The organism is Viridibacterium curvum (genome assembly GCF_039544165.1).
Taxonomy (GTDB): domain Bacteria; phylum Pseudomonadota; class Gammaproteobacteria; order Burkholderiales; family Rhodocyclaceae; genus Viridibacterium; species Viridibacterium curvum.
The window spans coordinates 237,954-264,506 of sequence record NZ_BAABLD010000002.1 but is presented as its reverse complement, the minus strand read 5'-3'; the positions used below and the strand labels follow the sequence as shown (position 1 = coordinate 264,506).

General features: G+C 63.1%; 28 protein-coding genes. 15 read left to right on the top strand and 13 right to left on the bottom strand.

Annotated elements, in window-relative coordinates; all coding sequences use genetic code 11:
• Positions 1–3 precede the first annotated feature (3 nt).
• The 11 genes from ABEA02_RS02420 (at position 4) to ABEA02_RS02370 (ending at position 13,034) form a co-directional block, all read left to right on the top strand.
• Entirely contained in the window at positions 4–1,260 is a 1,257-nt protein-coding gene (locus ABEA02_RS02420; protein WP_345531229.1) for a TolC family protein, read from the top strand.
• Positions 1,257–2,783, top strand: coding sequence for an efflux RND transporter periplasmic adaptor subunit (locus ABEA02_RS02415; RefSeq protein WP_345531228.1), 1,527 nt, complete (start codon positions 1,257–1,259; stop codon positions 2,781–2,783). Before ABEA02_RS02420 ends, ABEA02_RS02415 begins: the two co-directional genes overlap by 4 nt.
• A 142-nt stretch (positions 2,784–2,925) precedes the next feature.
• Positions 2,926–6,192: an efflux RND transporter permease subunit gene (locus ABEA02_RS02410; RefSeq protein ID WP_345531227.1), complete on the top strand. Its 3,267-nt coding sequence runs from the start codon at positions 2,926–2,928 to the stop codon at positions 6,190–6,192.
• 131 nt (positions 6,193–6,323) lie between these two features.
• Positions 6,324–7,664 (top strand): polynucleotide adenylyltransferase PcnB, encoded by a 1,341-nt coding sequence (pcnB, locus tag ABEA02_RS02405; RefSeq protein WP_345531226.1) that lies wholly within the window; start codon positions 6,324–6,326, stop codon positions 7,662–7,664.
• A gap of 13 nt (positions 7,665–7,677) precedes the next feature.
• Positions 7,678–8,172, top strand: coding sequence for a 2-amino-4-hydroxy-6-hydroxymethyldihydropteridine diphosphokinase (folK, locus tag ABEA02_RS02400; RefSeq protein ID WP_345531225.1), 495 nt, complete (start codon positions 7,678–7,680; stop codon positions 8,170–8,172).
• 7 nt (positions 8,173–8,179) lie between these two features.
• Entirely contained in the window at positions 8,180–8,521 is a 342-nt protein-coding gene (locus tag ABEA02_RS02395; protein ID WP_345531224.1) for a hypothetical protein, read from the top strand.
• 3 nt (positions 8,522–8,524) lie between these two features.
• Positions 8,525–8,875, top strand: coding sequence for a DMT family protein (locus ABEA02_RS02390; RefSeq protein ID WP_345531223.1), 351 nt, complete (start codon positions 8,525–8,527; stop codon positions 8,873–8,875).
• A gap of 11 nt (positions 8,876–8,886) precedes the next feature.
• The gene (locus ABEA02_RS02385; RefSeq protein WP_345531222.1) at positions 8,887–9,528 is read left to right on the top strand and encodes a deoxynucleoside kinase; all 642 of its coding nucleotides are present in this window, start codon (positions 8,887–8,889) and stop codon (positions 9,526–9,528) included.
• Positions 9,529–9,546: 18 nt separating this feature from the next.
• The gene (gene panB / locus ABEA02_RS02380; RefSeq protein ID WP_345531221.1) at positions 9,547–10,362 is read left to right on the top strand and encodes a 3-methyl-2-oxobutanoate hydroxymethyltransferase; all 816 of its coding nucleotides are present in this window, start codon (positions 9,547–9,549) and stop codon (positions 10,360–10,362) included.
• Positions 10,363–10,368: 6 nt separating this feature from the next.
• Entirely contained in the window at positions 10,369–11,469 is a 1,101-nt protein-coding gene (locus tag ABEA02_RS02375) for a phospholipase A (protein ID WP_345531220.1), read from the top strand.
• A gap of 356 nt (positions 11,470–11,825) precedes the next feature.
• Positions 11,826–13,034 (top strand): pectate lyase, encoded by a 1,209-nt coding sequence (locus ABEA02_RS02370; RefSeq protein ID WP_345531219.1) that lies wholly within the window; start codon positions 11,826–11,828, stop codon positions 13,032–13,034.
• A 74-nt stretch (positions 13,035–13,108) separates the two neighbouring features.
• On the opposite strand, the gene ABEA02_RS02365 is transcribed toward ABEA02_RS02370, so the two are convergent.
• The 5 genes from ABEA02_RS02365 to mltG all read right to left on the bottom strand — a co-directional run bounded on the left by ABEA02_RS02365 (position 13,109) and on the right by mltG (position 17,038).
• Positions 13,109–13,879, bottom strand: coding sequence for a TatD family hydrolase (locus ABEA02_RS02365; RefSeq protein WP_345531218.1), 771 nt, complete (start codon positions 13,877–13,879; stop codon positions 13,109–13,111).
• 110 nt (positions 13,880–13,989) lie between these two features.
• Positions 13,990–14,349, bottom strand: a complete 360-nt coding sequence (locus ABEA02_RS02360) for a PilZ domain-containing protein (RefSeq protein ID WP_345531217.1) — start codon at positions 14,347–14,349, stop codon at positions 13,990–13,992.
• Between the two features lie 24 nt (positions 14,350–14,373).
• Positions 14,374–15,429: a DNA polymerase III subunit delta' gene (holB, locus tag ABEA02_RS02355; RefSeq protein WP_345531216.1), complete on the bottom strand. Its 1,056-nt coding sequence runs from the start codon at positions 15,427–15,429 to the stop codon at positions 14,374–14,376.
• The gene (tmk, locus tag ABEA02_RS02350) at positions 15,426–16,040 is read right to left on the bottom strand and encodes a dTMP kinase (RefSeq protein ID WP_345531215.1); all 615 of its coding nucleotides are present in this window, start codon (positions 16,038–16,040) and stop codon (positions 15,426–15,428) included. The genes holB and tmk overlap by 4 nt, the downstream gene beginning before the upstream one ends.
• Entirely contained in the window at positions 16,040–17,038 is a 999-nt protein-coding gene (mltG, locus tag ABEA02_RS02345; protein ID WP_345531214.1) for an endolytic transglycosylase MltG, read from the bottom strand. The genes tmk and mltG overlap by 1 nt, the downstream gene beginning before the upstream one ends.
• Before the next feature lie 240 nt (positions 17,039–17,278).
• Between mltG and ygfZ the strand changes: the two genes are divergently transcribed.
• A complete protein-coding gene (gene ygfZ / locus ABEA02_RS02340; protein ID WP_345531213.1) occupies positions 17,279–18,310 on the top strand; it encodes a CAF17-like 4Fe-4S cluster assembly/insertion protein YgfZ in 1,032 nt (343 codons plus the stop codon).
• A gap of 37 nt (positions 18,311–18,347) precedes the next feature.
• A complete protein-coding gene (locus ABEA02_RS02335) occupies positions 18,348–18,626 on the top strand; it encodes a DUF4936 family protein (RefSeq protein ID WP_345531212.1) in 279 nt (92 codons plus the stop codon).
• A gap of 7 nt (positions 18,627–18,633) precedes the next feature.
• On the opposite strand, the gene ABEA02_RS02330 is transcribed toward ABEA02_RS02335, so the two are convergent.
• The 5 genes from ABEA02_RS02330 to guaB all read right to left on the bottom strand — a co-directional run bounded on the left by ABEA02_RS02330 (position 18,634) and on the right by guaB (position 23,681).
• Positions 18,634–19,056 (bottom strand): GNAT family N-acetyltransferase, encoded by a 423-nt coding sequence (locus tag ABEA02_RS02330; RefSeq protein WP_345531211.1) that lies wholly within the window; start codon positions 19,054–19,056, stop codon positions 18,634–18,636.
• Positions 19,053–19,976 (bottom strand): LD-carboxypeptidase, encoded by a 924-nt coding sequence (locus ABEA02_RS02325; protein WP_345531210.1) that lies wholly within the window; start codon positions 19,974–19,976, stop codon positions 19,053–19,055. Before ABEA02_RS02325 ends, ABEA02_RS02330 begins: the two co-directional genes overlap by 4 nt.
• 74 nt (positions 19,977–20,050) lie before the next feature.
• Positions 20,051–20,521, bottom strand: coding sequence for a tRNA adenosine(34) deaminase TadA (gene tadA, locus ABEA02_RS02320; RefSeq protein WP_425584651.1), 471 nt, complete (start codon positions 20,519–20,521; stop codon positions 20,051–20,053).
• Positions 20,522–20,525: 4 nt separating this feature from the next.
• Positions 20,526–22,130 carry a glutamine-hydrolyzing GMP synthase gene (guaA, locus tag ABEA02_RS02315; RefSeq protein ID WP_345531208.1) on the bottom strand — a complete coding sequence of 535 codons (1,605 nt, stop codon included), beginning with the start codon at positions 22,128–22,130 and terminating at the stop codon, positions 20,526–20,528.
• Between the two features lie 90 nt (positions 22,131–22,220).
• Positions 22,221–23,681, bottom strand: a complete 1,461-nt coding sequence (gene guaB, locus ABEA02_RS02310) for an IMP dehydrogenase (RefSeq protein WP_345531207.1) — start codon at positions 23,679–23,681, stop codon at positions 22,221–22,223.
• 112 nt (positions 23,682–23,793) lie between these two features.
• Here guaB and ABEA02_RS02305 point away from each other — a divergent pair, with 112 nt between their 5' ends.
• Positions 23,794–24,351 (top strand): DUF4124 domain-containing protein, encoded by a 558-nt coding sequence (locus ABEA02_RS02305; RefSeq protein WP_345531206.1) that lies wholly within the window; start codon positions 23,794–23,796, stop codon positions 24,349–24,351.
• Between the two features lie 24 nt (positions 24,352–24,375).
• Here ABEA02_RS02305 and ABEA02_RS02300 read toward each other — a convergent pair whose 3' ends face one another.
• Complete coding sequence (locus ABEA02_RS02300; protein WP_345531205.1) at positions 24,376–24,696, bottom strand: RnfH family protein; 321 nt, start codon at positions 24,694–24,696, stop codon at positions 24,376–24,378.
• Complete coding sequence (locus tag ABEA02_RS02295; RefSeq protein ID WP_345531204.1) at positions 24,693–25,136, bottom strand: type II toxin-antitoxin system RatA family toxin; 444 nt, start codon at positions 25,134–25,136, stop codon at positions 24,693–24,695. Before ABEA02_RS02295 ends, ABEA02_RS02300 begins: the two co-directional genes overlap by 4 nt.
• A gap of 98 nt (positions 25,137–25,234) precedes the next feature.
• Here ABEA02_RS02295 and smpB point away from each other — a divergent pair, with 98 nt between their 5' ends.
• On the top strand, positions 25,235–25,684 hold the full coding sequence (gene smpB / locus ABEA02_RS02290) for an SsrA-binding protein SmpB (protein WP_345531203.1): 450 nt from the start codon (positions 25,235–25,237) through the stop codon (positions 25,682–25,684).
• A 9-nt stretch (positions 25,685–25,693) separates the two neighbouring features.
• Here the strand turns inward: smpB and ABEA02_RS02285 are convergent, their stop codons facing one another.
• Positions 25,694–26,530, bottom strand: a complete 837-nt coding sequence (locus ABEA02_RS02285; RefSeq protein ID WP_345531202.1) for a formate/nitrite transporter family protein — start codon at positions 26,528–26,530, stop codon at positions 25,694–25,696.
• Positions 26,531–26,553 lie beyond the last annotated feature (23 nt).

The following is a 26,553-nucleotide window of genomic DNA, read 5'->3' as shown; positions in this document are numbered from 1 at the left end:
GCCATGCGTCTGCTGCGTCATCTCCTGACGGCCGCCATGGTTCTGCTGCTGCCCGCCGCGCACGCTGCGGAACTGGGCAGCCAGCTGCAAGGCCTGCTCGACCATGCCCGCCAGCACAGCGCCGACTACGCCGCCATGCGCTACGAGAGCGCGGCGGCCGAGGCGCGCATTGCCGCCGCCGGTGCCCTGCCCGACCCCAAGCTGCAGGTGGAGCTGCGCGACCTCACGCGCATGGGCGAACAGAGCGCCACGCTCGACCCCTCGCGCGTCGGCAGCACGCGTTACCTCTTGATGCAGGACCTGCCCTGGTACGGCAAGCGCGGGCTGCGCAGCGACATTGCCGGCAGTGAAGCACGCGCCGCCAGCCTGCAGCAACGCGGCAGCTGGGTCGATCTATCAGCAGCCATTCGCCAGACCCACATCCAGCGCTACTTCCTTGCGCGCAATCTGCAGCTGAGCCGGGAGGTGCTGGACACCCTGCGCCGCCTCGAACAGATCGCGCAGACACGCTATGCCAGCGGCCTGGCCATGCAGCAGGACGTGCTGCGCAGCCAGCTCGAACAGACCGCCATGCGCAACGACATCGTGATGCTGGAAGGCGAAGCGCTGACCCTGCAGACGCGCCTCAACGCCCTGCTGGGCCGCTCGCCGGATGAGGCACTGGCTGATGCGCAAGACCTGCCAGCCCTGCCCACCCCGGCTGGCCGCCAGTTCGCCGACCTGGCGCGGCGCCTGGCCGACAGCAATCCGCAGATCCAGACCGAAGCGGCCCGCGTACAGGCCGCAGAACAGCGCCGCGCGCTGGCCTACCGCGAGCGCTACCCCGACTTCACGCTGGGCGTCGCGCCCATCCAGACGCGCAATGCCATCCGCGAATGGGAGCTGATGCTCCAGATGAACATCCCCCTGCAGCAGGGCGCACGCAGGGGCCAGGAGCGCGAGGCCACGGCCATGCAGGCGGCTGCGCAGTCACGCCAGGAAGCGGCTGCGCAGCGCCTCGGCGGCGAGCTGGCTGCCAGCCTGACAGCGATGGAGGTCTCGGCGCGCATCGAGCGCGAGCTGGGCAGCAGCCTGCTGCCGCAAGCCGAACTGTCCTACAGGTCGGCACTGGCGGCCTATGAGAACGGCAAGCTCGACTTCGCCACCCTGCTCGAAGCGCAACGCCAGATCAGCCAGACACGCATCGGCCTGCTCAAGGCCCAGGCCGACCAGCAAATGCGCTGGACCGAAATCACCAGGATGCTGGGAGAAGCCCCATGAAACGCCCTGTCGCCCTGAGTCTGGGCGCCCTTGCACTGGCAGCCACCCTGGCCCTTGGCTACGGCCTCGGCCGCCGCGCCCCCACGCCCACTGGCGCCGAAGCCATGCCCGCTTCAGCCGCACTGTCAGGCGAACGGAAGATCCTCTACTACCGCAATCCCATGGGCTTGCCCGACACCTCGCCCGTACCCAAGAAAGACCAGATGGGCATGGACTACATCCCGGTCTATGCCGGAGAGGAGCCGGAAGCCAACGACAGCAGCCTGAAGATCAGCACAGCCAAAGTGCAGAAGCTGGGCGTGCGCAGCGAAGCCGCCAGCCTGCGCGTGCTCGACCGCATCATCCGCGCAGCGGGCCGCGTCGAAGCCGATGAACGCCGCACCTATGCCATCGCGCCGCGCTTCGAAGGCTATGTCGAGCGCCTGCACGTCAACGCCAGCGGGCAAACCGTCAGCAGGGGCCAGTTGCTGTTCGAGGCGTACAGCCCCGAACTCGTCTCGGCCCAGCGCGAATACGCCATTGCCATGCAGGGCCTCGAAGCGCTCAAGGGCAGCAACGAAGAGACCCAGCGCAGCATGCGCCAGCTTGCCGAAGGCAGCCTGACGCGCCTGCGCAACTGGGAGATTCCGGAAGCGGAGATCAAGGCCCTCGGCAGCTCGCAGGAAGCCCGGCGCACCCTGCCCTTTCGCTCACCCGTCACCGGCATCGTGTCCGAAAAGAAGGCCCTGCAGGGCATGCGCTTCATGCCCGGCGAAACGCTCTACCAGATCACCGACCTGTCGTCCGTGTGGGTGATTGCCGACGTGTTCGAACAGGACATCGCTCTGGTGAAGATCGGCAGCAAGGCCAGCGTGCGCCTTGCCGCACAGCCGGGCAAGGCATTCGAGGGGCGCATCACCTACATCTATCCCACGCTCAACGAAGCCACGCGCACCATTCCCATCCGTGTCGAGCTCGCCAACCCGCAGGGCCTGCTCAAGCCCGCGATGTATGCGCAGATCGAACTCTCGTCAGGCGCCAGCAAGCCCGTGCTGAGCGTGCCGGATAGCGCCGTCATCGACAGCGGCACGCGTACCACGGTGCTGGTGCAGACCGGCGAAGGCCGCTTCGAACCGCGTGAAGTGAAGCTGGGCGCTCGCAGCGATCACTACGTCAGCGTGCTGCAGGGGCTGCGCGAAGGTGAGCTCGTCGTCGTGGCAGCCAACTTCCTGCTTGATGCCGAGAGCAACCTGCGCGCAGCGCTGGGCGGCTTCGGCAGCGCCAGCACGCCAGCGGCGACACCTGCATCCGGCGTGCACAAGGCCACCGGCAAAGTCGACTCACTGGATGCCGGCATGCAGAGCGCCATGCTCACGCACGAACCTGTGCCCTCGCTCAAGTGGCCAGCGATGACCATGGAGTTCCAGTTCGCCAATCCCTCGCTCGCCACGGGCCTCAAGGCCGGGCAGGCAGTGGACTTCGAGTTCGTGGAACGCAAGCCGGGTGATTGGGTCATCACACGCATCAGCAAAGCCAAACCATGAGCGATCACTCCAGCTCAGCCACTGCGGCAACACATCCGTCGTTCCCGCGAAGGCGGGAACCCAGTGACTTTCAACGCCGCTGGATTCCCGCCTTCGCGGGAATGACGCACAAAGGCAGCGCACCCCTTGGACGAGCGCAAGCATGCTAGCCCGCATCATCGACTGGTCGGCCCGCAACCGCTTCCTCGTTGCGCTCGCTACCCTGTTCGTCGTCATCGCCGGCATCTGGGCCGTGCTACGTACGCCGCTCGACGCCCTGCCCGACCTGTCGGACGTACAGGTCATCGTATACACCGACTACGCCGGTCAGGCGCCGCAGGTGGTCGAGGACCAGGTCACCTATCCGCTCACCACGGCCCTGCTGTCGGTGCCAAAGTCCAAGGTCGTGCGCGGCTTCTCGTTCTTCGGCGCCTCCTTCGTCTACGTGATCTTCGAAGACGGCACCGACATCTACTGGGCGCGTTCGCGCGTGCTCGAATATCTCAACTCCGCAGCCGGCCGCTTGCCGCAGGGTGTCAGCCCGCAGCTGGGGCCGGACGCCACGGGCGTGGGCTGGGTCTATCAGTACGCTGTGATCGGCGCGAAGCAGAATCTTGCGGAGCTGCGCACCGTGCAGGACTGGTACCTGCGCTACCAGCTCGCCAAGGCGCCGGGCGTGGCCGAGGTGGCCTCGGTGGGCGGCTTCGTGCAGACCTACCAGGTCACGGTCGACCCGGCCCGCCTGCGCAGTTTCGGCATTCCGCTTGCCACCGTCACGCAGGCCATCCGCGAATCGAACCGCGATGTGGGCGGGCGCATCGTCGAGATGGCCGAGACCGAGTACATGGTGCGCGGCAAGGGCTATCTGCGCGGGGCGGCCGATATCGCCAACCTGGTCGTCAAGAGCGAGCGCGGCACGGCCGTGCTGATTCGCGACATCGCGCGCGTCGAGCTGGTGCCGGATGAACGACGCGGCGTGGCCGAGCTCGATGGCGAGGGCGAAGTGGTGTCGGGCATCGCCATGGCGCGCTACGGCCAGAACGCGCTGGAGGTGATCCACAACATCAAGCAGAAGGTTGGCGAGATCGCCAGCGGCCTGCCAGAGGGCGTGAGCGTGCAGGCCGTATATGACCGCTCCGAGCTGATCCACCGCGCCATCGACACGCTGCGCAATACCCTGCTCGAAGAGAGCCTGATCGTCGCGCTGGTGTGCGTGGTCTTCCTGCTGCATGTGCGCTCGGCGCTGGTCGCCATCATCATGCTGCCGGTGGGCGTGCTGATCGCCTTCCTGGTCATGCATCTGCTGGGCATGAGTTCAAACATCATGAGCCTGGGCGGTATCGCGATTGCCATCGGCGCGATGGTTGATGCGGCCATCGTGATGATCGAGAACGCGCACAAGCATCTGGAACGATGGGAGGCAGGGCGCGATACGACGCCACTCTCTCCCCTGGCCCCAATGCCAACAAGTGCCGCCCGTCATTCCCGCGAAGGCGGGAATCCAGCGACGTTAACAACCGCTGCAAAGCCACTGGATTCCCGCCTTCGCGGGAATGACGACGAGGGCGCACGCACGCGCGCCGAAGCCCTCATCGCAGCGTGCAAGGAAGTCGGCCCGGCGCTGTTCTTCTCGCTGCTGATCATCACCGTCTCCTTCCTGCCCGTATTCACGCTGGAATCGCAGGAAGGCCGCCTGTTCTCGCCGCTCGCCTTCACCAAGACCTTCGCCATGGCGGGCGCCGCCCTGCTGTCGGTGACCCTGGTTCCGGTGCTGATGATGCTGTTCGTGCGCGGCCGCATCCTGCCCGAGGCGAAGAACCCGGTGAACCGCTTCCTGATCTGGACCTATCGCCCCGTCATCGCGGCAGTGATGCGCTGGAAAGCCACCACCATCTTCCTCGCGCTGGTCGCGCTGGCCGCCACGCTCTACCCCGCGTCCAAGCTGGGCACCGAGTTCATGCCCACGCTCAACGAAGGCAGCCTGCTCTACATGCCCGCCTCGCTGCCCGGCATGTCGATCACCAAGGCGGCCGAGCTGATGCAGACGCAGAACCGCATCATCAAGAGCTTCCCCGAGGTCGAGTCGGTGTTCGGCAAGGCCGGCCGCGCCAACACCGCCACCGACCCGGCACCGACCGAGATGTTCGAGACCGTCATCAACCTCAAGCCTGAAGACCAGTGGCGACCAGGCATGACCATGGACAAGCTGATTGCCGAGTTGGACCGCGCGCTGCAGTTCCCCGGCGTATCGAACGCCTGGACCATGCCGATCAAGGCGCGCATCGACATGCTGGCGACGGGCATCCGCACGCCCATCGGCATCAAGGTCTTCGGCAAGGATCTCGACGAGATGGAGACGCTGGCGCGGCAGATCGAGACAGTCGTCAAGCAGGTGCCGGGCACTACGAGCGCCTTCGCCGAACGCATCACTGGCGGCTTCTATCTCAACATCGAGCCTGACCGCGAAAAGCTCGCCCGGTACGGCCTCGGTGTCGGCGCGCTACAGGAGGTCATCGCCACCGCACTGGGCGGCGAGATGGTCACCACCACCGTCGAGGGGCGGGAACGCTACGGCGTGAGCGTGCGCTATCCGCGCGAGCTGCGCGACAGCCCGCAGGCCATTGCTGCCAATGTGCTGGTACCGACCATGGATGGCGCCATGGTGCCGCTGGGTCAGGTCGCGCGCGTCGAAATCGCCCGCGGCGCGCCCGGCATCCGCACCGAAAACGCCCTGCTATCGGCCTACATCTACGTCGACATCCGCGACCGCGACATCGGCTCCTACGTGGCCGACGCACGCAAGGCCGTCGCCGAGCAGGTGCAGTTCCCGCCCGGCTACTACGCCACCTGGAGCGGTCAGTTCGAGTACATGGAGCGGGCCATTGCGAAGATGAAGATCGTCGTGCCGGTCACCCTGCTGATCATCTTCCTGCTGCTCTATCTGAATTTCAAAAGGCTGACCGAAACGCTGATCGTCATGCTCTCCGTGCCCTTCGCCCTCGTCGGCGGCGTGTGGCTGATGTGGGCGCTGGGCTACAACCTCTCCGTCGCCGTGGCCGTGGGCTTCATAGCGCTGGCCGGCGTGGCGGCCGAAACCGGCGTCGTCATGCTGATCTACCTTGACCACGCCTGGGAACACATCCGCGCCCAGCGCGCCGCCGAGGGCCGCCCGCCCACGGCGGCCGACCTCTACGCCGCGATCATGGAAGGCGCCGTGGAGCGCGTGCGCCCCAAGATGATGACCGTCGTCGCCATCATGGCGGGCCTCTTGCCCATCATGTGGAGCACCGGCACCGGCTCGGAAGTCATGAGCCGCATCGCCGCGCCCATGGTCGGCGGCATGATTTCCTCGACCGTGCTGACCCTGCTGGTGATCCCGGCACTGTATGCCCTGATCAATGGCCGCAAGGTCGAGCGCCTGCGTACTTGAGCGGGACAATCACGAAGCCCGGCTGAATCAGGAACAGGCCGCAGCAGGGCAACGCCGCAGCGCAACCCGCCGCAAGGCTGAAGCCCGCTATAATTCCTTGTTCTGAAAGCCAAGAAGCGCCTCCAGCCTCGATGATCCGCAAACTGTTGCGCCGCGTGTTCCTGCGGGAACCGCGCAAGACGGCCGAACCTGCCCAGATTCCCGTCGCCCTGCACGGCATCCGCCGTGACGATCTCTCCCCGGCTGCCCGCCGCGTCTGTGCCGGCCTGCAAGAGGCGGGATTCAAGGCTTACGTGGTCGGTGGCGCCGTGCGCGACCTGATCGCCGGCATCCCGCCCAAGGACTACGACGTCGCCACCGACGCCACGCCCGAGCAGGTGCGCGCCCAGTTCCGCCGTTCGCGCATCATCGGCCGCCGCTTCAAGATCGTGCACGTCATGGTCGGCAACGAGACCATCGAGGTCTCCACCTTCCGCGCCCTGCACGATGAAGACACGGTCACCGACGAACACGGCCGCGTGCTCAACGACAACGTCTATGGCACTCAGGAAGAAGACGCCACGCGGCGCGACTTCACGGTCAACGCGCTCTACTACGACCCGGCCACCGAAGTGGTAGTGGACTATCACCACGGCGTCGCCGACCTCAAGCAGAAGACCCTGCGCATGATCGGCGACCCGGTGCAGCGCTACCGCGAAGACCCGGTGCGCATGCTGCGTGCCGTGCGGCTGGCCGCCAAGCTGGGCCTGATCATCGACCCGGCTGCGCGCAAGCCGATCCGCGAGATGTCGAGCCTGCTAGAAAACGTGCCCCCCGCGCGCCTGTTCGACGAGATGCTCAAGCTGCTCACCAGCGGCTACGCCGTCGTCTGCCTCAAGCGCCTGCACGAAGAAGGCCTGCACAAGGGCCTGCTGCCCCTGCTCGACGTGATCCTCGACCAGCCCATGGGCGAGAAATTCGTCTGGCTGTCGCTGGAGAACACCGACCAGCGCGTGCGCGACGGCAAGCCCATCTCGCCGGGTTTCCTGTTCGCCACCCTGCTGTGGCACGAAGTGCTGGCCAACTGGAATGCGCGCCGCGACGCCGGCGAGCACACCACGCCGGCACTCTTCGCCGCGATGACGGAAGTGCTCGACCAGCAGGCCGAGAAACTCGCCATCACGCGCCGCATTTCGGCCGACATCACCGAGATCTGGGCGCTGCAGCCGCGCTTCGAAAAGCGCGCCGGCAAGATGCCCTATCGTTTGCTGGAGCAACCGCGCTACCGCGCCGGTTACGACTTCCTGCGCCTGCGCGCCGAAAGCGGCGAAATCGAGATGGCCTTGCCCGACTGGTGGGATGCCTTTGCCCACGCCAACCCGGACGCCCGCGAAGGCATGCTGGTTGCAGACAAGGCCGGTGATGGCGCCCGCAAGCGCCGCCGTCGCCCGCGCAAGAAGCCCGGCCAAGGCGCCGCTCCGGCTTCGGACTGACGAGGGCGAAGAGATGCTGCTTCCTACGGTCAGCGCCTGGATCGGCATCGGCGCCAACATCGGCGACAACCCGGCTGAGGCCGTACGCGGTGCTATCACAGCACTCGGCAAGGCCCCGCACTGTCGTCTGCAGGCGCACTCAGCGCTCTACCGCACGGCCGCCATCGGTGGCGAACCGCAGCCGGACTACATCAACGCGGTCGCCCGCATCGAAACCGCGCTGGGCCCGGCTTTGCTGCTCGAAACCCTGCTCGCCATCGAGAAACAATTCGGCCGTGTGCGCAGCACGCCCAACGCTCCACGCACGCTGGACCTCGACCTGCTGCTGTTCAGCGACCGGCAGATCAATCAGCACGGCCTCATCGTCCCCCACCCGCGCATGCACGAACGCGCTTTTGTCCTCGCACCACTGGCCGAGATCGACCCCGACCTGGAGATTCCCGGACGTGGCATCGTCAGCACCTTGCTGGCCGCCGTGCAGGATCAGAGCATCAGCACCCTTTCCTGAGGTCGCCTTGCTTCTCAATGTCATCCTGATCATCGGCGTCGTGTTCTGCTGGATCGCGGCACCTTTGAAGATCGCCATCTTCGTCACCTTCATCGCAGGCTTCACTGCTCTGGTCCTGCACCTGATCCGTACGCAACCCTCCGTCCGCGACAACGACAACTGGAGCGCGACGGACAACGTGACAAGCAGCAGTAGCAGCACCTCCGACTACTCCAGCAGCAGCTACCTCACGAGTAGCGACGACAACGATTCACGCAGTAGCTGCGATGTGAGCGACAGTTCCTCCAGCAGCTCCGATAGCAGCAGTTGCGACTCCAGCTCTTCCGACTCCAGCAGCAGCGGAGACTGATCCATGAGCACCTTGCCTCCCTGGCTCGTCACCATCCTGTTGCTCATCGCCTCGAATGTCTTCATGACCTTCGCCTGGTACGGCCATCTCAAACACCTCAACACGCGGCACTGGGTCGTCGCCGCGCTGGTGAGCTGGGGCATCGCGCTGTTCGAGTACCTGCTACAGGTGCCGGCCAACCGCATCGGAGCGCAGACGCTGAGCCTCGGGCAACTCAAGATCATGCAGGAAGTGATCACCCTGTCGGTCTTCGCCCCCTTCGCCGTGTTCTACATGAACGAACCGTTCAAGCTGGATTACCTCTGGGCTGCGCTGTGCATGATGGGCGCGGCGTACTTCATCTTCCGAGCCTGAGAGAACGCCCAATGCTCGAAAAATCCCGCTACATCGTCGTCGAAGGCCCCATCGGGGCCGGCAAGACCACCCTCGCACGCCGCCTTGCAGAGCGTCTGAACAATGCCAGCCTGCTGCTGGAGCAGCCCGAGCTCAACCCATTCCTCGGCCGCTTCTACCAGAACATGGATCGCTGGGCGCTCGCCACGCAGCTGGAGTTCCTCTTCCAGCGCACCGAACTGCTGCGCGGACTCGACGCTCACAAGCGCGACGGGCACCGCGTCATCAGCGACTTCCTGCTCGACAAGGACCCACTGTTCGCCGGCCTCACGCTGGGCGAAGAGGAGGAGTCGCTGTACCGTCGCGCCTGGCGCAGCCTGCATCCGCAGGCCCCGGCTCCGGATCTGGTGATCTACCTGCAAGCCAAGCCCGAGACCCTCATTGAACGCGTACGCCGTCGCGGCATGGACAGCGAACGCCGCATCACTGAAAGCTACCTTGAGCGCGTTGCGGTGCGTTACGCCGAATTCTTCCATCACTACGACCGCTCGCCACTATTCATCGTGAACGCCGAGGTGCTCAACCCGGTCGAAGTCGAAGAGGATCTCGATCTCCTCATCAAGCGCCTTTTCGCGATGCGAGGCTATCGCGAATTCTTCAGTTACTCGCAATAAGACAGCAAGGAGGCTTTCATGAGTGCGCAAGCCGAAATCAAATCCGTCACCCTGCACGACCTCGGCAAGATGCGTGCAGCCGGCGAGAAGATCGCCATGCTGACCTGCTATGACGCGAGCTTCGCGTCGCTGTGCGAACACGCTGGCGTCGATGTGCTGCTGGTCGGCGATTCGCTGGGTAACGTCCTGCAGGGGCAGACCAGCACTTTGCCCGTGACGCTTGAACACATGGTCTACCACACGGCCTGTGTCGCGCGCGGTAGCAAGCGCCCCTGGCTGATTACTGACATGCCCTTCGGTAGCTATCACGAGAGCCGGGAACAGGCGATGCGCAATGCCGCCACGCTGATGGCTGCCGGCGCGCATATGGTCAAGCTGGAAGGTGGCGCCTTCATGGCCGAGACGGTGCGCTTTCTCGTCGAACGCGGCGTGCCAGTGTGTGCCCATATCGGCCTCACACCGCAGTCGGTCTTCCAACTTGGCGGTTACCGCGTGCAGGGAAAGACCGAAGAGAGTGCACAGCACATGCGCGACGATGCCCTGGCGCTGGAACAGGCCGGCGCTGCCATGGTCGTGCTGGAGATGGTGCCGGCCCAGCTGGCAACAGCCCTGACGCAATCACTGACTACCATGGCCACCATCGGCATCGGTGCAGGCAAGGACACGCATGGTCAGGTGCTGGTACTGCACGACATGCTGGGTGTGTATCCCGGTCGCAAGGCACGCTTCGTGCGCAACTTCATGGATGGCGCTGCCAGCATCGAGGCCGCTGTCGCCAGCTATGTCGCTGCGGTCAAAGACGGCAGCTTCCCCGCCGTCGAACACACGTACTGATCTCCGATGAATCTATTGCGCAACGCTCACCCGCTCCTTGCCGGCCTGCTGTTCGGCTCCGTGAACGCCGCGATGGCCGCAGCACCGACGCCAACGATCGAGGCCCTGCAGGCCTGCGGCAATCTCGATGTCGCCAAGCAGCTCGACTGCTTTCGTCGCGAGGCCGGTCTGCCGCCGATCAATGCGCCAGTGACTGCGGTCGCGCCGCCCGATACGGGTTCGGCCCCCAAGGCAGAACTCCCGCAAAGCCGGCTCGACACCTTGTGGACACCTGCGCCGGACGTGGACGGCAAGAGGGAAAACCGCGGCGTATTCAGCCAGTACAAACAGAGCTACCTGCTGGCGACCTATACCCACTCACCCAACAACGAGGCGCACAGCCCGACGCGCAGCGCTGTCGTGCGGGAGGAAGGCCCCTACGACACGCGCGAAGGCAAGTTCCTGTTCAGCTTCAAGTCACTGGTGGCTGGCAATGAACGCCACAGCCTGTGGGGCGCCTATTCGCAACAGTCACACTGGCAGGTGTTCGACGGTGAGCACTCGCGCTCCTTCCGCGCGAGTGACTACGAGCCGGAGGCAATCTATTCCTACCGTTTCTCCGATGCATTCCGCGAGAAGTTCAGCCTGGGCGGGATGACGCCGCGCATGCTCAACATTGGCTTCGTGCACCAGTCAAATGGCGAGCCCCTGCCGCAATCACGGAGCTGGAATCGTCTCTACGCCCGATTGGGACTGGAGAAGACCTGGCAGGACGGGACCAGCTTCGCGATCCAGATCCGCCCCTGGTGGCGAATCCCAGAGCGGCCGTCGGACAACGACAATCCGGACCTCACCAAGTACCTCGGTTACGGCGACCTGGAGATGCGTTACTGGTGGTCACGCGAGAGCAGCCTGTCGCTGATTGCCCGAAAGCGCTCCGCGCAGATCGACTTTGCCTTCCCGTTCGGCATTCCCGGCCTTTTCAGCTGCAAGCTGATGCAGTGGCACCTGCATTACTTCAATGGCTACGGCGAGAGCCTTATCGACTACAACCAGCGCCACCGGACCATCGGCCTGGGAATTTCGATTCCCTATCCGGGTTCAAGCGCGGGCAACACCTGCCGGTAGGCCGCAAGGGTCTGCCGAAACAGCCTCGATCCGCCAAGCGAAACGCCACTCGTCTCCAGACGGGTGGGCTCAACTTCTCCGCATTCATACGATCGTTTCACCCCCCGCCAAACCGCGCCAGTATTGGTGCGGCTTGGCGTCGGATGGTGTTCATCCCCCTGCAGGGCACCCGCCATGCGGGCCAGAGAACCCCGTGACCGAATCGTCAAATTCATCATACAAATGGTGGAATTGATGTTTTTGATGAATTAAATTGCACTCACAGATTGCCAAACAGGCAACGCCGAAATGAGAAGTCGATGTCTCTGGCCACGCACCATGTGGCGCAACACCAGCTCAAGTTCAGGGAGACACGAATGATTCGCAGGATGATGGCTGTAGCACTTTTCACCGGTATCGCCTCTGGCGCACAGGCCGCCACCGACTACCCCAGCGGTTACACGAAGTGCGTACAGGTTGGCAGCAGCTGCACCATGACAGGCACCCGCAGCACAGCACTGGGTAAAGCCGGCAGCTTTGTTTATGCCACCAAGACAGGCAATTTCGCGTGCGATCTCAGTGCCTACCCCACCAATACCTTTACCAGCACGGCCTGGTGTTCCTACAGCGCCACGACGACCAGCAGCTCCAGCGTTGCCAGCTCGGCGACGTCTTCGGCGGCCTCTTCTGCAGCCTCGTCAGCCACATCCAGCACCGCCGCCGGTGCCAGCAGCCTCTGCGTCGCAGGCGGCACCATCGACGGCGTCGAAGTCGATTGCGGTGGCAAGACGCTCTCGCTAAAGGGTGTCGATGGCTTTGACGGCTGCTCGGCAGACAAGGAAGGTCAACCCTCGGTGCTCTCGCTCAAAAATGGAGCCATCGTGAAGAACGTCCGCATTGCTGCGGGTGGCGGCGGCCACGGTATCTCCTGCCTGGCAGGCAACTGCACGCTGCGCAACGTGGTCTGGGAAGAGGTCTGCGAACACGCAGCCGGCAATTACTCGGAAGGCGGCACGTTCTCGATTTACGACAGCACTGCCTACCAGATGCTGGATAACGCCTACGAGCATGGCAGCAAGCCGGACAAGTTCTTCCAGGACAACGCTTTCAACTCGAAGATGTATGTACGCAACTTCACCGCCATCATGGTCCAGTCTGACCTGACAGCGACGACGACCAAGGACAAGTCCGGCAAGTCGATCTCGCTGGCCAAGTACACGAGCTCCGGCAAGATCCTGCGTACCTGTGGTGACTGCTCTTCGAACAAAGGTGGCCGCACAATCGACCTGGATGGCCTGACCGTGAAGTACCAGAACGCAGCAGGCACCCGCCTCAGCGGTCCCGGCATCAGCACCATCGTCGGTATCGATACGACCTGGGACAGCACGGTACCCTCGCCCTACAACGTGCCGGACAAGGCGATCCTGCGTAACCTGAAGATCCAGGACTACAAGAGCGGCACGCCCACCGTATGTGATGCCTACGTCGGCACCCGTACTACGGACGCTTCGACCAAACTGGGCGAGAAGTGGAAGTCCGACACCGCACAGTGTGACGTAACGACGGCAGACGTCAGCGCGCTCTGATTGCAGGCTGTTGCAACAAAAAGCCCTCGCTCAAGCGAGGGCTTTTTCATTTCCTGCGGCGGCAAACGTTCAACTCAACAGGCCATGCCGGTAAAAAGTCGCCGCGTATTCGCGCTCGCAGCCGCCGCCAACTCTTCAACGCTGATGCCACGCAGGCTGGCGACTTCCTTTGCCACGTGCGGCACGTAGGAAGGCTCGTTCATCTTGCCGCGATACGGTACGGGTGCTAGATAGGGTGAATCGGTCTCGATGAGGATGCGATCAAGCGGTACTGTTGCGGCCACACCCTTGATTTGCTGCGCGTTCTTGAAGGTCACGATACCCGAGAACGAGATGTAGAAACCCAGTGCCATGGCCGCATCAGCCACCGCCTGCGTCTCCGTGAAGCAGTGCATCACACCCCCCACCTGTTCAGCGCCCTCTTCCTGCAGGATGCGGATGACGTCGTCTGCCGAGTCCCGTGTGTGAATCACCAGGGGCTTGCCACAGGCCTTTGCGGCGCGAATGTGCGTGCGGAAACGCTCACGCTGCCATTCGGGCTTGTCCTTGTGCCAGTAGTAGTCCAACCCGGTCTCGCCGATGGCAACCACCTTGGGGTGCTTTGCCAGATCCAGCAAGCGCTCAAGACTGGGATCTTCGCCCTCGGTGTGCTCCGGGTGCACACCCACGGTGGCAAAAATGTTGTCCCGCAACTCGGCCAGCGCCAGCACACGCGGCAGATTTTCGATGGTGACGCCGATGCACACAGCCTGTTCGACCTGCGCCGCAGCCATGCGCTCGAACAGGGCTTCGCCCTGATCTGCAAGATCCGGAAAATCGATGTGGCAGTGGGAGTCGATGAACATTTGAGGCGGGTGAGGAGTGAGGAGGGAGGAGAGAAGAGTTGAAGTCAGCGAGCCGCTCTGCGGCCCTGAAATGTTAACTCCTCACTCCTGACTCCTTACTCCTCACAGATTCAAAGCGTGTGCGTCGGCCGGCTCGAACCCAGCGCGCTGCCCAGCACCTGCTCGATCTTGATCTTGGCCGCTGCGCTGGCGTCATCCGGCGCGAACTGTACGCCGACGCCCTGCGTCTTTCCGTTCTGCGCGTGGGCCGGGGTGATCCACACAACCTTGCCCTTGATGGCCAGCTTGGCCGGATCGTCCATCAGCTGCAGCAGCATGAACACTTCATCGCCGGGGTTGTAGGCCTTGGGCGTCGGAATGAACAGGCCGCCATTCTTGATGAAGGGCATGTAAGCGGCATGCAGGGCCGAGCGGGAGTTGATGTTGAGCGACAACACACTCGGGCGGGCAGCAGAGGGGCGAGCTTCCATTCAGTCCTCGATCAAGGAGAAAAACTACCGGGTCGATCTTGCCACACGCAACAACACATCTTCGAGAAACAATCGTGCATTAAGCGGATGTTGCGCAACCCGCCGGTACGCCTGCAATTCATTGTAACAACTCGTCCAGACTTCCAGACGCCCCGCCACCTGCACCGACAGCTGCGGCGCGAAGTCGCGGAAGAAACGCGCCTGACCGCCCACCGCCAGCCGGGCACCGTCCGATAGCCAGCGCTGCAACCAGCCCACCAGCAGGCTCATGTTGAGGCCGATCTTCTCGGCATCCTTGCCCTTGAGCCAACTGTCCCACGACGCGGCCAGCTTGAGCGGGTCGGACTTCGGCAAGCCCAGCATGTCGTTGGCAAAACGCTTGCGCGCCTCGGCCAGCGGCCCTTTCACATAGTCGAGCGCCGCCAGCGGCAGTCCACTCGCAAATCCCAGCACGGCGTCCGCCTCCGAAGCCCCGCGCTCTTTCAACCATTGCGTCGCCACGCCGGCGTCCGGCACCGGGAAGTCTCGCACCTGGCAGCGGCTGCGGATGGTCGGCAACAAACGGCGCGGGGCGTGGCTCACCAGCAGGAATACGGCATCGATAGGCGGTTCTTCAAGCGACTTGAGCAGGGCATTGGCAGCTGCCACGTTCATGGCCTCGGCCGGGTCGATCAACACGATTCGCCGCCCGCCCTGGTGGCCGCTGATTTCCAGAAGGCCCTGCATGCCGCGCACCTGGTCGATGACAATCTGCTGCGACTTCCTTTTTTCCTTCTTGCCGCTGTCGGCTTCGCCTTCAGCCTCGTCCTCCCCTGCCTCGTCCGCCGCAGGCACCAGGCGCAGCATGTCCGGGTGGTTGTCGGCGCCAAACCAGTTGCAGGATCCGCACTGGCCGCAGGCAAAGCCCTCGGCATCCGGGCGCTGGCATAGCAAGGCTTGCGCAAGCTGCTCTGCGAACAGGCGCTTGCCGCTGCCGGGCGCCCCAGCGAACAGCAAGGCATGCGGCAGGCGTGCGCCCTGCGCGATGGTCGCGCGCCAGAGGGGCAGCAACCAAGGGGGGAAATCCGTCGGCTGACTCATGGCAGACGATCCGCCAGCACAGCGAGTACTTCCGCCGTCACCGTATTCAGCGGACGCTCAGCATTGATGACCTGCAAACGCCCACCGGAGGCTGCCGCGCGCCGCAGATAGGCCGCACGCACCTGTTCGAAGAAGCCCGTTTGCTCGCGCTCGAAGCGATCCGTGTCGGCACGTCCCGTCGCGAGCCGCTGCGCCGCTACCGCAGGCGCCACGTCGAACAGGAAGGTCAGGTCGGGCTGCAGACCTGGATGTACCCAGTGCTCCAGCTGCGCAAACTTGGCGGCATCCAGACCACGGCCGCCAACCTGATAGGCGAAGGTGGCGTCGCTGAAACGGTCGCACACCACCCACTCGCCACGCGCCAACGCCGGCTCGATGACCTGCGCCAGATGCTCTTTCCGTGCAGCGAACATCAGCAGCGCTTCGGTCTCGAGATTCATGGGTTCATGCAGCACGATTTCGCGCAGTTTTTCCGACAAAGGCGTGCCGCCGGGTTCGCGTGACTGCACCACTGTCAGCCCGCGCTCACGCAAGGTCGCAACCACCGCCGCGATCTGCGTGCTCTTGCCAGCTCCGTCGATGCCTTCAAACGTGATGAAGCGTCCGCGCATCAACCGCGTCCTTTCTGATAACGCGCCACAGCGCGGTTGTGTTCGTCGAGCGAGCGCGAGAAGTGGCTGCTGCCATCACCGCGCGCCACGAAGTAGAGGAAATCCGTCTTGGCCGGATGCAGGGCGGCATGTATTGCGGCGCGGCCTGGCATGGCGATGGGTGTCGGCGGCAGGCCGCGACGCGTATAGGTGTTATGGGGCGTATCGGTCTGCAGATCACGCCGAGTCAGGTTGCCATCGAACGCCGCCCCCATGCCGTAGATGACGGTCGGGTCACTCTGCAGGGGCATGCCGATACGCAGCCGGTTGATGAAGACCGAAGCGATCTCGTCGCGATCCGCCTCGACTCCGGTTTCCTTCTCGATGACCGATGCCAGGATCAGCGCCTCCTGTAACGACTTGAGTGGCAGGCCGGGCGCGCGTCGCTCCCATTCAGCTGCCAGCACCTTCTTCATCTGCGCATGTGCACGTCGCAGCACTTCGAGGTCGCTGACACCACGCGAGACGAAATACGTGTCGGGGAAGAACAGCCCTTCGGGGTCTTGCCCACTCAGCCCAAGTTGCGCCATCACCTCTGCGTCGCTGCGGCCCAGCGTGTCATGCTTGAGATCCGGATTGGCATCGAGCACCGAACGCATGCGCCGGAAATTGTGCCCTTCGATCAAGGCAACATCCGCGTACGTCGTCGAACCTGATGACAAGAGCTCGACCAGCTGCCAGGGCGTCGCACCTTCCTGAATCTGGTAACTGCCTGCCTGGATCTTTTGCGACCGCCCGCTCAGGCGCGCCAGCCAGGCCAGATACAGCGGCTGAACCTCGATGCCCTGCTCGGCGACGAGGCGAGCGACTTCGCGCATGGATGCGCCACGCGGCACTTCCACATCCAGCACCGGCGCCGACTGTCGCAGTGGCTGGAACGCATACCAGACAGCCACGCCTGTCATGAGTGCAACAATCAACACACTCCAGCGCAACAAACGGAAAAATAGACGGAACATGCAGGAACCGGAATCAGGCAGGGGAGGCCAAAGCCTTCAGTAATGCTGCGAATTGCGCGCGTGACAACGAGATGCAATCCCGCGCGTTAAACACCTTGAAATGCCGCGCGGCCAGCCAATCTATAATAGCTGAAAGGCTGCCCCGGCCGCCGTTCTGGCCGGCTCTGCGAAGTCGCCTGCCGTTACCGGGCAAGCACCTTGCTTCACACGTATCACTACGCTTCACTGAGGATCGACACCATGCAATCTCCCTGGCTGGTTTTTCTTGACGACATTGGCGCCAGGTTCGAGGAAGGTCCCTCCTGCAACGTACAGATCGGCAGTGTTCAAGAGTCCGTACAACGTGCTGCCAACGGCACCGTGATTGTCCCCCTCACCCACACTGGCTTGCTGCGCGCCGAGGGCGAAGACGCAGCCGTCTTCCTGCATAACCTGCTCTCCAACGACATCAAGAAGCTGCCGCTGCACGGCGCGCAATACTCCAGCTTCAACTCGCCCAAGGGCCGCATGCTGGCGAGCTTCACGATCTGGCGCGACAACACCGGTTACCTGCTGCAACTGTCGGCCGACATCCTCGCTGGCATCCACAAGAAGCTGTCGATGTTCGTGCTGCGCAGCAAGCTGCGTCTGGCGGACATCACGCCCGATGTGGCGCTGATCGGTCTCGCCGGTGCCAACGCTGGCAAGGCGCTGGATGCCGCCGGCCTCAAGCTGCCGCCCGAAGTGATGAGCGTCTCGCAAGGCGGCGTGCAGGTGGTGCGCATCGACGCCAGCCGGATGGTGATCGCGGTTCCCGTCGCGCAAGCTGCCGAGTTGTGGAAGAAGCTTTCGGCCGGTGGCGCCCTGCCGGCCGGCACAGCGGCCTGGCACTGGCTGGACATCCAGTCCGGCGTGCCCCAAATCACCGCCGCGACACAGGATGAATTCGTCGCGCAGATGGTGAATTACGAACTGATCGGTGGCATCGACTTCAAGAAAGGCTGCTACCCCGGCCAGGAAATCGTTGCCCGCACTCAATACCTCGGCAAACTCAAGAAGCGCATGTACCTCGTGAGTTTCGACAGCGAAGCCGCGCCGGGCGCCGACCTGTTCTCGGCCGAGTTCGGCGAACAGTCCTGCGGCAAGCTGCTGGCTGTTTCACCAGCCCCTGCCGGTGGCTTCGACGCACTGGCGGTGATGCAGATCTCGGCCTTCGAGAGCGGCGACGTGCACCTTGGCAACCTGCAGGGGCAAGCCCTGCGCCTCGGCGCCCTGCCCTATACGATCAACTAGGCGATCAACTGAGCGATCAACCGGGACGATCCACTGCGTGACGGCGTTCTACGTCTATTACCGGGTGGCGCCGCAGCAAAACGCTGCGGTGCAGGCTGCGGTTCTGCGTCTGTTCTCACTGATGCAGACACAGACCGGCGTAGCGGGACGCCTGATGCGTCGCGTCGACGACGCAACGACCTGGATGGAAGTGTACGAAGGTGTCGGCAACGCAGAAGCGTTCAGCGACGCGCTCCAGCAGAACACACTGGTCTGCGGCCTGCCGGTTTTGCTTGATGACCCCAAACGCGTCGTCGAGCGCTTCGAGGACTTCTAGCAGACGCTCAGGACAGGGACTTGCGCATCGCCTGATGCGGAATGCCGGCTTCCATGAACACCGGCCCTACGACTTCAAAACCCATGCTCTCGTAGAAGCCCTGCGCACTGCACTGGGCGTTCAACTCCACGGAGCCATGGCCGCGCTTGTAGGCCTGCGCCAGCAAGCCCAGTATCAGCTGACGGCCAACGCCTTTGCCGCGCCAGCTTGCCAGCACCGACAGCCGACCGATATGTCCGTCCGGCAACAAGCGCCCCGTCGCAATCGCCTTCCCGTCAGCATCACGCACCAGGGCGTGCAGGGACTGCGGATCGAACTCGTCCTGCTCCAGCTCCTCGGGAACCCCCTGCTCCTGCACAAATACGGTATGGCGGATCGCGTAGGCCTCCGCGCTGAAGCTAGCCCAATCACCGAATTCGAGACGCGTCATGTCAGAACCTCTTCCTTGAAGGCATAGCGCATGCGGTAGCCCGTCGCTTCTGCCTGAATGTGTGCAAACCCGCCCACGGGCAGGCTTAGTTTGTCCGCCACGTGGCCGTGCGGCAAGCCGCTGAGCACAGGGATGCCCAGCTTGTCCTGCCAATGCGCGATGACGTCCGGCAGGTCATAACCGTTGTCACGCGGCCCCAAGCGGTATTCCGAGAATTGCCCCAGCACCAGAGCCTGCTGCGTCTGCAGCACGTCTGCATGCCACAGCTGGTAAAGCAATCGCTCCAGACGAAACGGTAGCTCTCCCGCATCTTCGAGGAACAGGATGCCGCCATCGATCCGTGGCAAATGCCGTGAACCAACCAGATGCGTCAGCATGGTCAGATTGCCGCCCCACAGCAGCCCCCGCAGCTCGCCCTGCCAGCCACAGTCCAGGGGCACGTGAATCGTGTCGTCCGGCGCCTCGAACCAGCGGCGGAAATGTTGCAGGGTGAAAGAGCTGCGCTGCGTGATACCGAAATCCGTCGCCGCCATCGGGCCGGCCAGGCTGGCATGGCCCGCGTGCCTAAGCAGACCCAGCTGGAAAACAGTAAAGTCGCTGTGCCCTACCCACAGCTTGTTGCCGGCGGCGATACGCGCAAAATCGATGTCGCCGAGCAGCCGGCTGAGGCCGTATCCCCCGCGCAAGGCCATCACGACATTGACCTCCGGATCTTCAGCCGCCGCATAGAGCGCAGCAAGACGCTCTGCATCAGGCGCCGTGAAGCGCTGAAAGCGGCCGAGCAGCTGCGCCTCATCGTATTTCACTGTCCAGCCCTGCTCCTGCATCGTCGCCACCGCGATATCGAGTGCCTCGATATCGGGCAGGAATGCCGAAGGCGCAACCAGGGCAATGACAGGGCGGGTAGCCGATGTATTCATGGGCCATTAGCTTACACCGCGCTCCGCCTGACGGGCCGCCTGAGTCCCGATGGGACCGGACACAACGAAGGGTTTCAGGCCAACAGGGGTTTCTGGCGACGCGCGGCGAAGAAGCTCGACAATAACTGGCCGCATTCCTCGGCCAGCACACCGCCAGTGATGCTGGCGTGGTGATTGAGGCGCGCTTCCGCATAGACGTCCAGCACGCTCCCCGCCACACCGGTCTTGGGGTCGGTCGCGCCGAACACGACCTGCGCCACGCGCGCATGCATGATGGCGCCGCTGCACATCAGGCAGGGCTCCAGCGTGACATAGAGGGAACACCCCGGCAGGCGATAGTTGCCGATATTGCGCGCCGCATCGCGCAGCGCCATCACCTCGGCGTGCGCCGTGGGGTCATGCCGCAGGATGGGCTGATTGAAGCCACGGCCGACGATCCGGCCCTCGAGCACAACAACGGCGCCGACCGGCACTTCGTCGAGGCTGCCCGCTTCACGCGCCAGCGCGAGGGCTTCGCGCATGAAGGCTTCGTCCTGCGGGCTCACCGGCTTACTCCCACTCGATCGTTGCCGGCGGCTTGCCGGAGACGTCATAGACCACACGGTTGATGCCGCGCACTTCGTTAATGATGCGGTTGCTGACCTTGCCGAGCAGCTCGTACGGCAGATGCGCCCAGTGAGCCGTCATGAAGTCCTGCGTCTGCACAGCGCGCAGGGCCACCACATAATCGTAGGTGCGGCCGTCGCCCATCACGCCGACGCTCTTGACCGGCAGGAACACGACAAAGGCCTGGCTGGTCAAGTCGTACCAGCTCTTGCCGGTGGCCGCGTCGACGCATTTGCGCAGTTCTTCGATGAAGATCGCATCAGCACGACGCAACAGGTTGGCGTACTCCATCTTCACGTCACCGAGAATGCGCACGCCGAGGCCCGGCCCAGGGAACGGATGGCGGTAGACCATGCCATGCGGCAGGCCCAGCGCCACACCCAGCTCGCGCACTTCATCCTTGAACAGCTCGCGCAGCGGCTCCAGCAGCTTGAGGCCCAGTTGCTCGGGCAGGCCACCGACGTTGTGGTGACTCTTGATGGTCGTCGCTTTCTTTGTCTTGGTGCCGCCGCTTTCGACCACGTCCGGATAGATCGTGCCTTGAGCGAGGAAGGTCGCACCTTTGTGTCCTTGCCCGCTCTGCTTGAGCTTTTCGGCTTCGGACTTGAAAACGTCGACGAACAGGCGGCCGATGATCTTGCGCTTCTGTTCTGGATCACTGACGCCAGCGAGCTCACCCATGAACAAATCGCTGGCATCGACACGGATCACCTTGGCGTGCAGCTTGCCGGCGAACATTTCCATGACCATGTCGCCTTCGTTGAGGCGCAGCAGACCGTGGTCAACGAACACGCAGGTGAGCTGGTCACCGATCGCGCGGTGGATCAGCGCGGCCGCGACGGAAGAATCCACACCGCCGGAGAGGCCGAGGATCACTTCTTCATCGCCCACCTGCTCACGGATCTTCGCGACGGCCTCCGCAATGTAGTCGCCCATGATCCAGTCACCGGCGCAACCGCAAATCTCGCGCACGAAGCGCGTGAAGATCGCTGCACCTTGCACCGTGTGCGTCACTTCCGGGTGGAACTGCACGGCGTAGTAGCGTTTGTCTTCGTTCGCCATGCCGGCGATGGGACAGCTGGGCGTCGAGGCCATCAGCTTGAATCCTGACGGCAAGGCTGTGACCTTGTCGCCGTGGCTCATCCACACCTTGAGCATGCCGTGGCCTTCAGCCGTAGCGAAGTCCTGGATGTCCTGCAGCAACTTCGTATGGCCGTGTGCGCGAACTTCGGCATAACCGAATTCACGCGTGTCGCTCCAGCTCACCTCGCCACCGAGCTGCACGGCCATGGTCTGCATGCCGTAGCAGATGCCCAGCACAGGCACACCCAGATCCCACACGGCCTGCGGCGCGCGCAGCTCGTGGTCTTCGTAGGTCGACGCGTGGCTGCCCGACAGGATGATGCCCTTGGGCGCGAAGCTGCGGATGAAGTCGTCCGACACGTCGTTCGGGTGGATCTCGCAATACACATTCGCTTCACGCACACGACGCGCGATGAGCTGGGTGACCTGTGAGCCGAAATCGAGGACGAGGATCTTGTCGTGCATTTTGAAAACCGTGAGGGGTAAGGAGTAAGGAGAGCGGAGCAAAAGCGAAGAGGCGCACTCGGCGCCTCCTCACTCAACACTCCTCACTCATCACTCTTGGTGGTAGTTGGGTGCTTCTTTGGTGATCTGCACATCGTGCACGTGCGACTCGCGAATGCCAGCTGAAGTGATTTCCACGAACTCAGCCTTGCTGTGCATGATGTCGATGCTCGGGCAGCCCACGTAGCCCATGGAGGCACGCACACCACCGCAGAGCTGGTGAATGACGGCACCCACCGGGCCCTTGTAGGCCACGCGACCTTCAATGCCTTCGGGCACCAGCTTGTCCGCGTTGTTCTCAGCATCCTGGAAGTAACGATCAGCCGAGCCCTTCTCCATCGCACCGAGCGAGCCCATGCCGCGGTAAGACTTGTAAGAGCGGCCCTGGAACAACACCGTTTCGCCCGGAGCCTCTTCGGTGCCTGCAAACAGGCCACCCAGCATCACGCAGTTGGCGCCTGCAGCAATCGCCTTGGCGATATCGCCCGAGTAACGGATACCGCCGTCGGCAATCATCGGCACGCCCGTGCCAACCAGTGCGGTCGCGACGTTGTCGATGGCCGTAATCTGCGGCACGCCGACACCGGCCACGATACGAGTGGTGCAGATTGAACCCGGACCTATCCCCACCTTCACGCCGTCAGCGCCGTGGTCCACGAGGGCGTGGGCGGCAGCCCCTGTTGCAATGTTGCCGCCGATCACATCGACCTGCGGGAAGTTCTTCTTGACCCACTGCACTCGGTCCAGCACGCCCTTCGAATGGCCATGGGCCGTATCGACGACGATCACATCCACACCGGCATCCACCAGCATTTCGCAGCGCTCTTCGGTACCGGCGCCAACGCCAACAGCTGCGCCAACGCGCAGACGCCCATGGGTGTCCTTGGCCGCAAACGGGTGTTCCGTCGACTTCTGGATGTCCTTGACGGTGATCAGCCCATAGAGCTCGCCATTTTCCTTGAGCACCAGCACGCGCTCCAGGCGATGCTTGTGCATCAGGGTTTTTGCTTCTTCCAGCGACGCGCCTTCCCGCACCGTCACCAGACGCTCGCGAGGCGTCATGATGGCCGACACGGGTTGGTCGAGATTGGCCTCGAACCGCAAATCACGGTTGGTGACGATGCCCACAACCTTCTTGCCATCCAGTACAGGCAGACCCGAAATCCGGTGCTGGCGCGTCAGCGCCTGCACTTCACGCACAGTCAGTGTCGGCGGAATCGTGATCGGATCGCGCAGGACACCGGACTCGAAGCGTTTGACGCGGGCCACTTCCTGCGCCTGCTGCCTGGGATTGAGATTCTTGTGGATGATGCCGATACCGCCCTCTTGCGCCAGCGCAATGGCTAGACGCGACTCGGTCACCGTATCCATGGCGGCAGACACTAGGGGAATATTCAGCTGGATGTTGCGCGTGAGCCGGGTGGCGAGACTGACGTCTCGCGGCATCACGTCGGAGTGGGCGGGAACCAGCAGGACGTCGTCGAACGTCAGCGCCTTCTGGATCAAACGCATGTCTATAATCCTCACTCTTGCAAAGGCGCATTATACGTTCGTCAGCCGCCTCTGGCAAAAATACCCCCGGCAGCCCAGTATCGACGCCACATTTCCGCCAGGAGCCCCCACGATGTCCCTGCACAGACTGCTCGTTTCCTCCGTCGCAATAGCCAGCCTGCTCGCCATGCAAGGCGTGGTGGCGCAGATCTATTCATGGAAAGACGCGAACGGGCGCACGCATTACTCGGACCAACCTCCGCCTGACAGCAAGACGCAGGTCACGAACAAGCCGGCAGCCCGCCCGGGCCCGCCCTCAGACAGCAGCAAGTCCAGCACAGCGAGTGGCGGAGACAAGGAAAAAGCGGCAAGCGGCGACAAGTCTGCCGCTGGACAGTCCTCGCCAGCGGCATCCCAGTCCGGCCCGAAGACCTGGCAGGAACGTGATCTGGAATACAAGCAGAAGCAGGCTGCGGACAAGGAGGCAGAGGCGAAACGCAAGGCGGAGGCTGACAAGGCTGACGAGAAGCGCCGCCATTGCGAAAGCTTGCGCGGCAATCTGGCCATGCTTCAGAAGGGTGGCCGCGTGGCAAAGCTGGACGCCAACGGCGAACGCGTCTTCATGGAGGACGAACAGATGGCACGCGAAGCCGAGCGCGTCCGCGCCCAGATCGCCCGCGACTGCAACTGAGCACCTCCGCCAGAGGGCGGCGGTTTACGCCTCGAGCGTGCCGCCGCCTTTTTTCATGACCTTGCCCTCTTCCGCACGCTTGCGGCGGACTTCCTTGGGGTCAGCAATCAAGGGGCGATAGATCTCCACCCGATCACGATCGCGCAAAGGAGCGTCGAGCTTGACCAGTTTGGCGAAGACGCCGACCTTGTTCTTTTCCAGGTCAATCTCGGGATAACGCGACAGCAGCCCCGAGGCTTCGATGGCGGTCTGGGCGGTGCTGCCGGCAGGCAAAGTCAGTGACACCAGCTCCTGCTTGCCGGGCAAGGCGTAACAGACGTCAACCTGGATCTGCTGCTCGCTCATGGTTTCTCCTGCTGGAGCTGGTTGGCACGCCGGACGAATGCTTCGACGAAGGTATTGGCAATGTGATTGAAGACCGGACCCAGCGCCTTCTCCAGCAGCTTGCTGGAGAACTCGTAGCGCAGGTTGAATTCGATCTTGCAGGCTGCGTTGCCTAGCGCCTTGAACAACCACTCTCCCTCAAGATGCTTGAACGGACCCTCAACGAGGTTAAGCCGCATGCTGCCGGGAAACACCTTTTCGTTCCGGGTGGAAAAGTGCGTGCGAATGCCGTGGTAATTGACGTGCAGAACGGCCGTGGTGAGGCTATCAGTACGCTCAAGCACTTCGCCGCCGCCGCACCAGGGCAGGAACGCGGGATAGTCCTCGACACCATCGACCAGTGCAAACATGCGCTGTGCGGAATGCTCGATGAGGACGACTTTGCGGACTTCGGAAGCCATCGGGAGTAAGGGCGGACGCTGCGCTGCTAAAATCGCGATTCTAGCGCAAGCCCGCGTAGCCTCTTTCTTCCTTTTCCCGCCCGGTAGCCCTTCTCCGCATGAGCATCATCGATAACCGCAAGGCCTTCCACGACTACTTCATCGAGGAGAAATACGAAGCCGGTCTGATCCTCGAAGGCTGGGAGGTCAAGGCGATCCGCGCTGGGCGTGTGCAGATCAAGGAGGCCTATGTGATTCTGCGCGGCGAGGAGGTCGTAGTCATCGGCATGCACATCAGTGCGCTGCCGGAGGCCTCGAAACACGTCAATCCGGATCCTGTGCGAACGCGCAAGCTGCTGCTGAATGCGGGCGAGATCGCCAAACTCATCGGCCGGGTGGAGCGTGCGGGCTACACGCTTGTTCCGCTGGACCTGCACTACACGCGCGGCCGCATCAAGATGGAAGTCGGCCTCGCCAAGGGTAAAAAACAATACGACAAGCGCGAGACCGAGAAGCAGCGCGACTGGGAGCGCGAGAAGCAACGTCTGGTCCGCGACAAGACTCGATGAATCTGGGTCTCAGCGAGTTTGCCGTATCAACGGCCCTTGCGGCTCGCCCGCAGCTTCAGTGACAGTCGCCCGACTGGCTGTGTCAGACGCCTTCGGCGCTTCGAGGAACTGGTAAGCCAGCCCGACGAAGACAGCACCACCAACGATATTGCCAAGCGTACTGAACAAGAGATTGAACACAGCATCCCCAAGCGTCAGGGTGCCCTGTCCAAGCATGGACATCGAGAAAGTCCCCATATTGGCAATGGAGTGCTCAAACCCCAGATACAGGAAGATGAAAACCACGAGAATCATCACCACAATCCTGGTGAGATCTTCCTTCACCCGCATCGCCACCCAGACGGCAAGACAGACAACCCAGTTGGCTAGAATTCCCTTGCTGAATATCGCAAGCGCTCCTTGATGTGCCTTGTGCAGGGCGCCCGCATGCAAGGCATGGCTGGCCGGCAACTCGGCGAGCACGCCCGCCCCGACCAGTAACACACACAACAGCAAAGCGCCGATGAGATTCCCCACCCAGCAAATGCCCCACAGCCACCAGGCCTGACGCCAGAGGGTTCGACCACCCGCAGAGGAGACAGCCAGATACATGTTGTTGCTGGTAAACAGCTCGGACTGGGTGAAAACAATCACCGACAGCCCAACACCGAAAAACGCAGACGCGAGCACTTTGCCGAACGGACTGCCGTGCAGGTTTTCGATGAGGCACCAATACACCAGCACCACAATCGACAGATACAAACCTGCCAGCACGCAACGCAATATGTAGCGAGGCAGATCATTCACCATCAGTGCCGCTTTGCTCACGCCAGCCCTGGCGACTTTCTCGATTGGCTCGATATCCATACAACACTCCTTGTCCGTAGCCT

Coding starts and splice junctions, on each gene's coding strand:
- ABEA02_RS02420 (WP_345531229.1), top strand. CDS start 4: ATGCGTCTGCTGCGTCATCTCCTGACGGCCGCCATGGTTCTGCTGCTG.
- ABEA02_RS02415 (WP_345531228.1), top strand. CDS start 1,257: ATGAAACGCCCTGTCGCCCTGAGTCTGGGCGCCCTTGCACTGGCAGCC.
- ABEA02_RS02410 (WP_345531227.1), top strand. CDS start 2,926: ATGCTAGCCCGCATCATCGACTGGTCGGCCCGCAACCGCTTCCTCGTT.
- pcnB (WP_345531226.1), top strand. CDS start 6,324: ATGATCCGCAAACTGTTGCGCCGCGTGTTCCTGCGGGAACCGCGCAAG.
- folK (WP_345531225.1), top strand. CDS start 7,678: ATGCTGCTTCCTACGGTCAGCGCCTGGATCGGCATCGGCGCCAACATC.
- ABEA02_RS02390 (WP_345531223.1), top strand. CDS start 8,525: ATGAGCACCTTGCCTCCCTGGCTCGTCACCATCCTGTTGCTCATCGCC.
- ABEA02_RS02385 (WP_345531222.1), top strand. CDS start 8,887: ATGCTCGAAAAATCCCGCTACATCGTCGTCGAAGGCCCCATCGGGGCC.
- panB (WP_345531221.1), top strand. CDS start 9,547: ATGAGTGCGCAAGCCGAAATCAAATCCGTCACCCTGCACGACCTCGGC.
- ABEA02_RS02375 (WP_345531220.1), top strand. CDS start 10,369: ATGAATCTATTGCGCAACGCTCACCCGCTCCTTGCCGGCCTGCTGTTC.
- ABEA02_RS02370 (WP_345531219.1), top strand. CDS start 11,826: ATGATTCGCAGGATGATGGCTGTAGCACTTTTCACCGGTATCGCCTCT.
- ABEA02_RS02365 (WP_345531218.1), bottom strand. CDS start 13,879: ATGTTCATCGACTCCCACTGCCACATCGATTTTCCGGATCTTGCAGAT.
- ABEA02_RS02360 (WP_345531217.1), bottom strand. CDS start 14,349: ATGGAAGCTCGCCCCTCTGCTGCCCGCCCGAGTGTGTTGTCGCTCAAC.
- holB (WP_345531216.1), bottom strand. CDS start 15,429: ATGAGTCAGCCGACGGATTTCCCCCCTTGGTTGCTGCCCCTCTGGCGC.
- tmk (WP_345531215.1), bottom strand. CDS start 16,040: ATGCGCGGACGCTTCATCACGTTTGAAGGCATCGACGGAGCTGGCAAG.
- mltG (WP_345531214.1), bottom strand. CDS start 17,038: ATGTTCCGTCTATTTTTCCGTTTGTTGCGCTGGAGTGTGTTGATTGTT.
- ygfZ (WP_345531213.1), top strand. CDS start 17,279: ATGCAATCTCCCTGGCTGGTTTTTCTTGACGACATTGGCGCCAGGTTC.
- ABEA02_RS02330 (WP_345531211.1), bottom strand. CDS start 19,056: ATGACGCGTCTCGAATTCGGTGATTGGGCTAGCTTCAGCGCGGAGGCC.
- ABEA02_RS02325 (WP_345531210.1), bottom strand. CDS start 19,976: ATGAATACATCGGCTACCCGCCCTGTCATTGCCCTGGTTGCGCCTTCG.
- guaA (WP_345531208.1), bottom strand. CDS start 22,130: ATGCACGACAAGATCCTCGTCCTCGATTTCGGCTCACAGGTCACCCAG.
- guaB (WP_345531207.1), bottom strand. CDS start 23,681: ATGCGTTTGATCCAGAAGGCGCTGACGTTCGACGACGTCCTGCTGGTT.
- ABEA02_RS02305 (WP_345531206.1), top strand. CDS start 23,794: ATGTCCCTGCACAGACTGCTCGTTTCCTCCGTCGCAATAGCCAGCCTG.
- ABEA02_RS02300 (WP_345531205.1), bottom strand. CDS start 24,696: ATGAGCGAGCAGCAGATCCAGGTTGACGTCTGTTACGCCTTGCCCGGC.
- ABEA02_RS02295 (WP_345531204.1), bottom strand. CDS start 25,136: ATGGCTTCCGAAGTCCGCAAAGTCGTCCTCATCGAGCATTCCGCACAG.
- smpB (WP_345531203.1), top strand. CDS start 25,235: ATGAGCATCATCGATAACCGCAAGGCCTTCCACGACTACTTCATCGAG.
- ABEA02_RS02285 (WP_345531202.1), bottom strand. CDS start 26,530: ATGGATATCGAGCCAATCGAGAAAGTCGCCAGGGCTGGCGTGAGCAAA.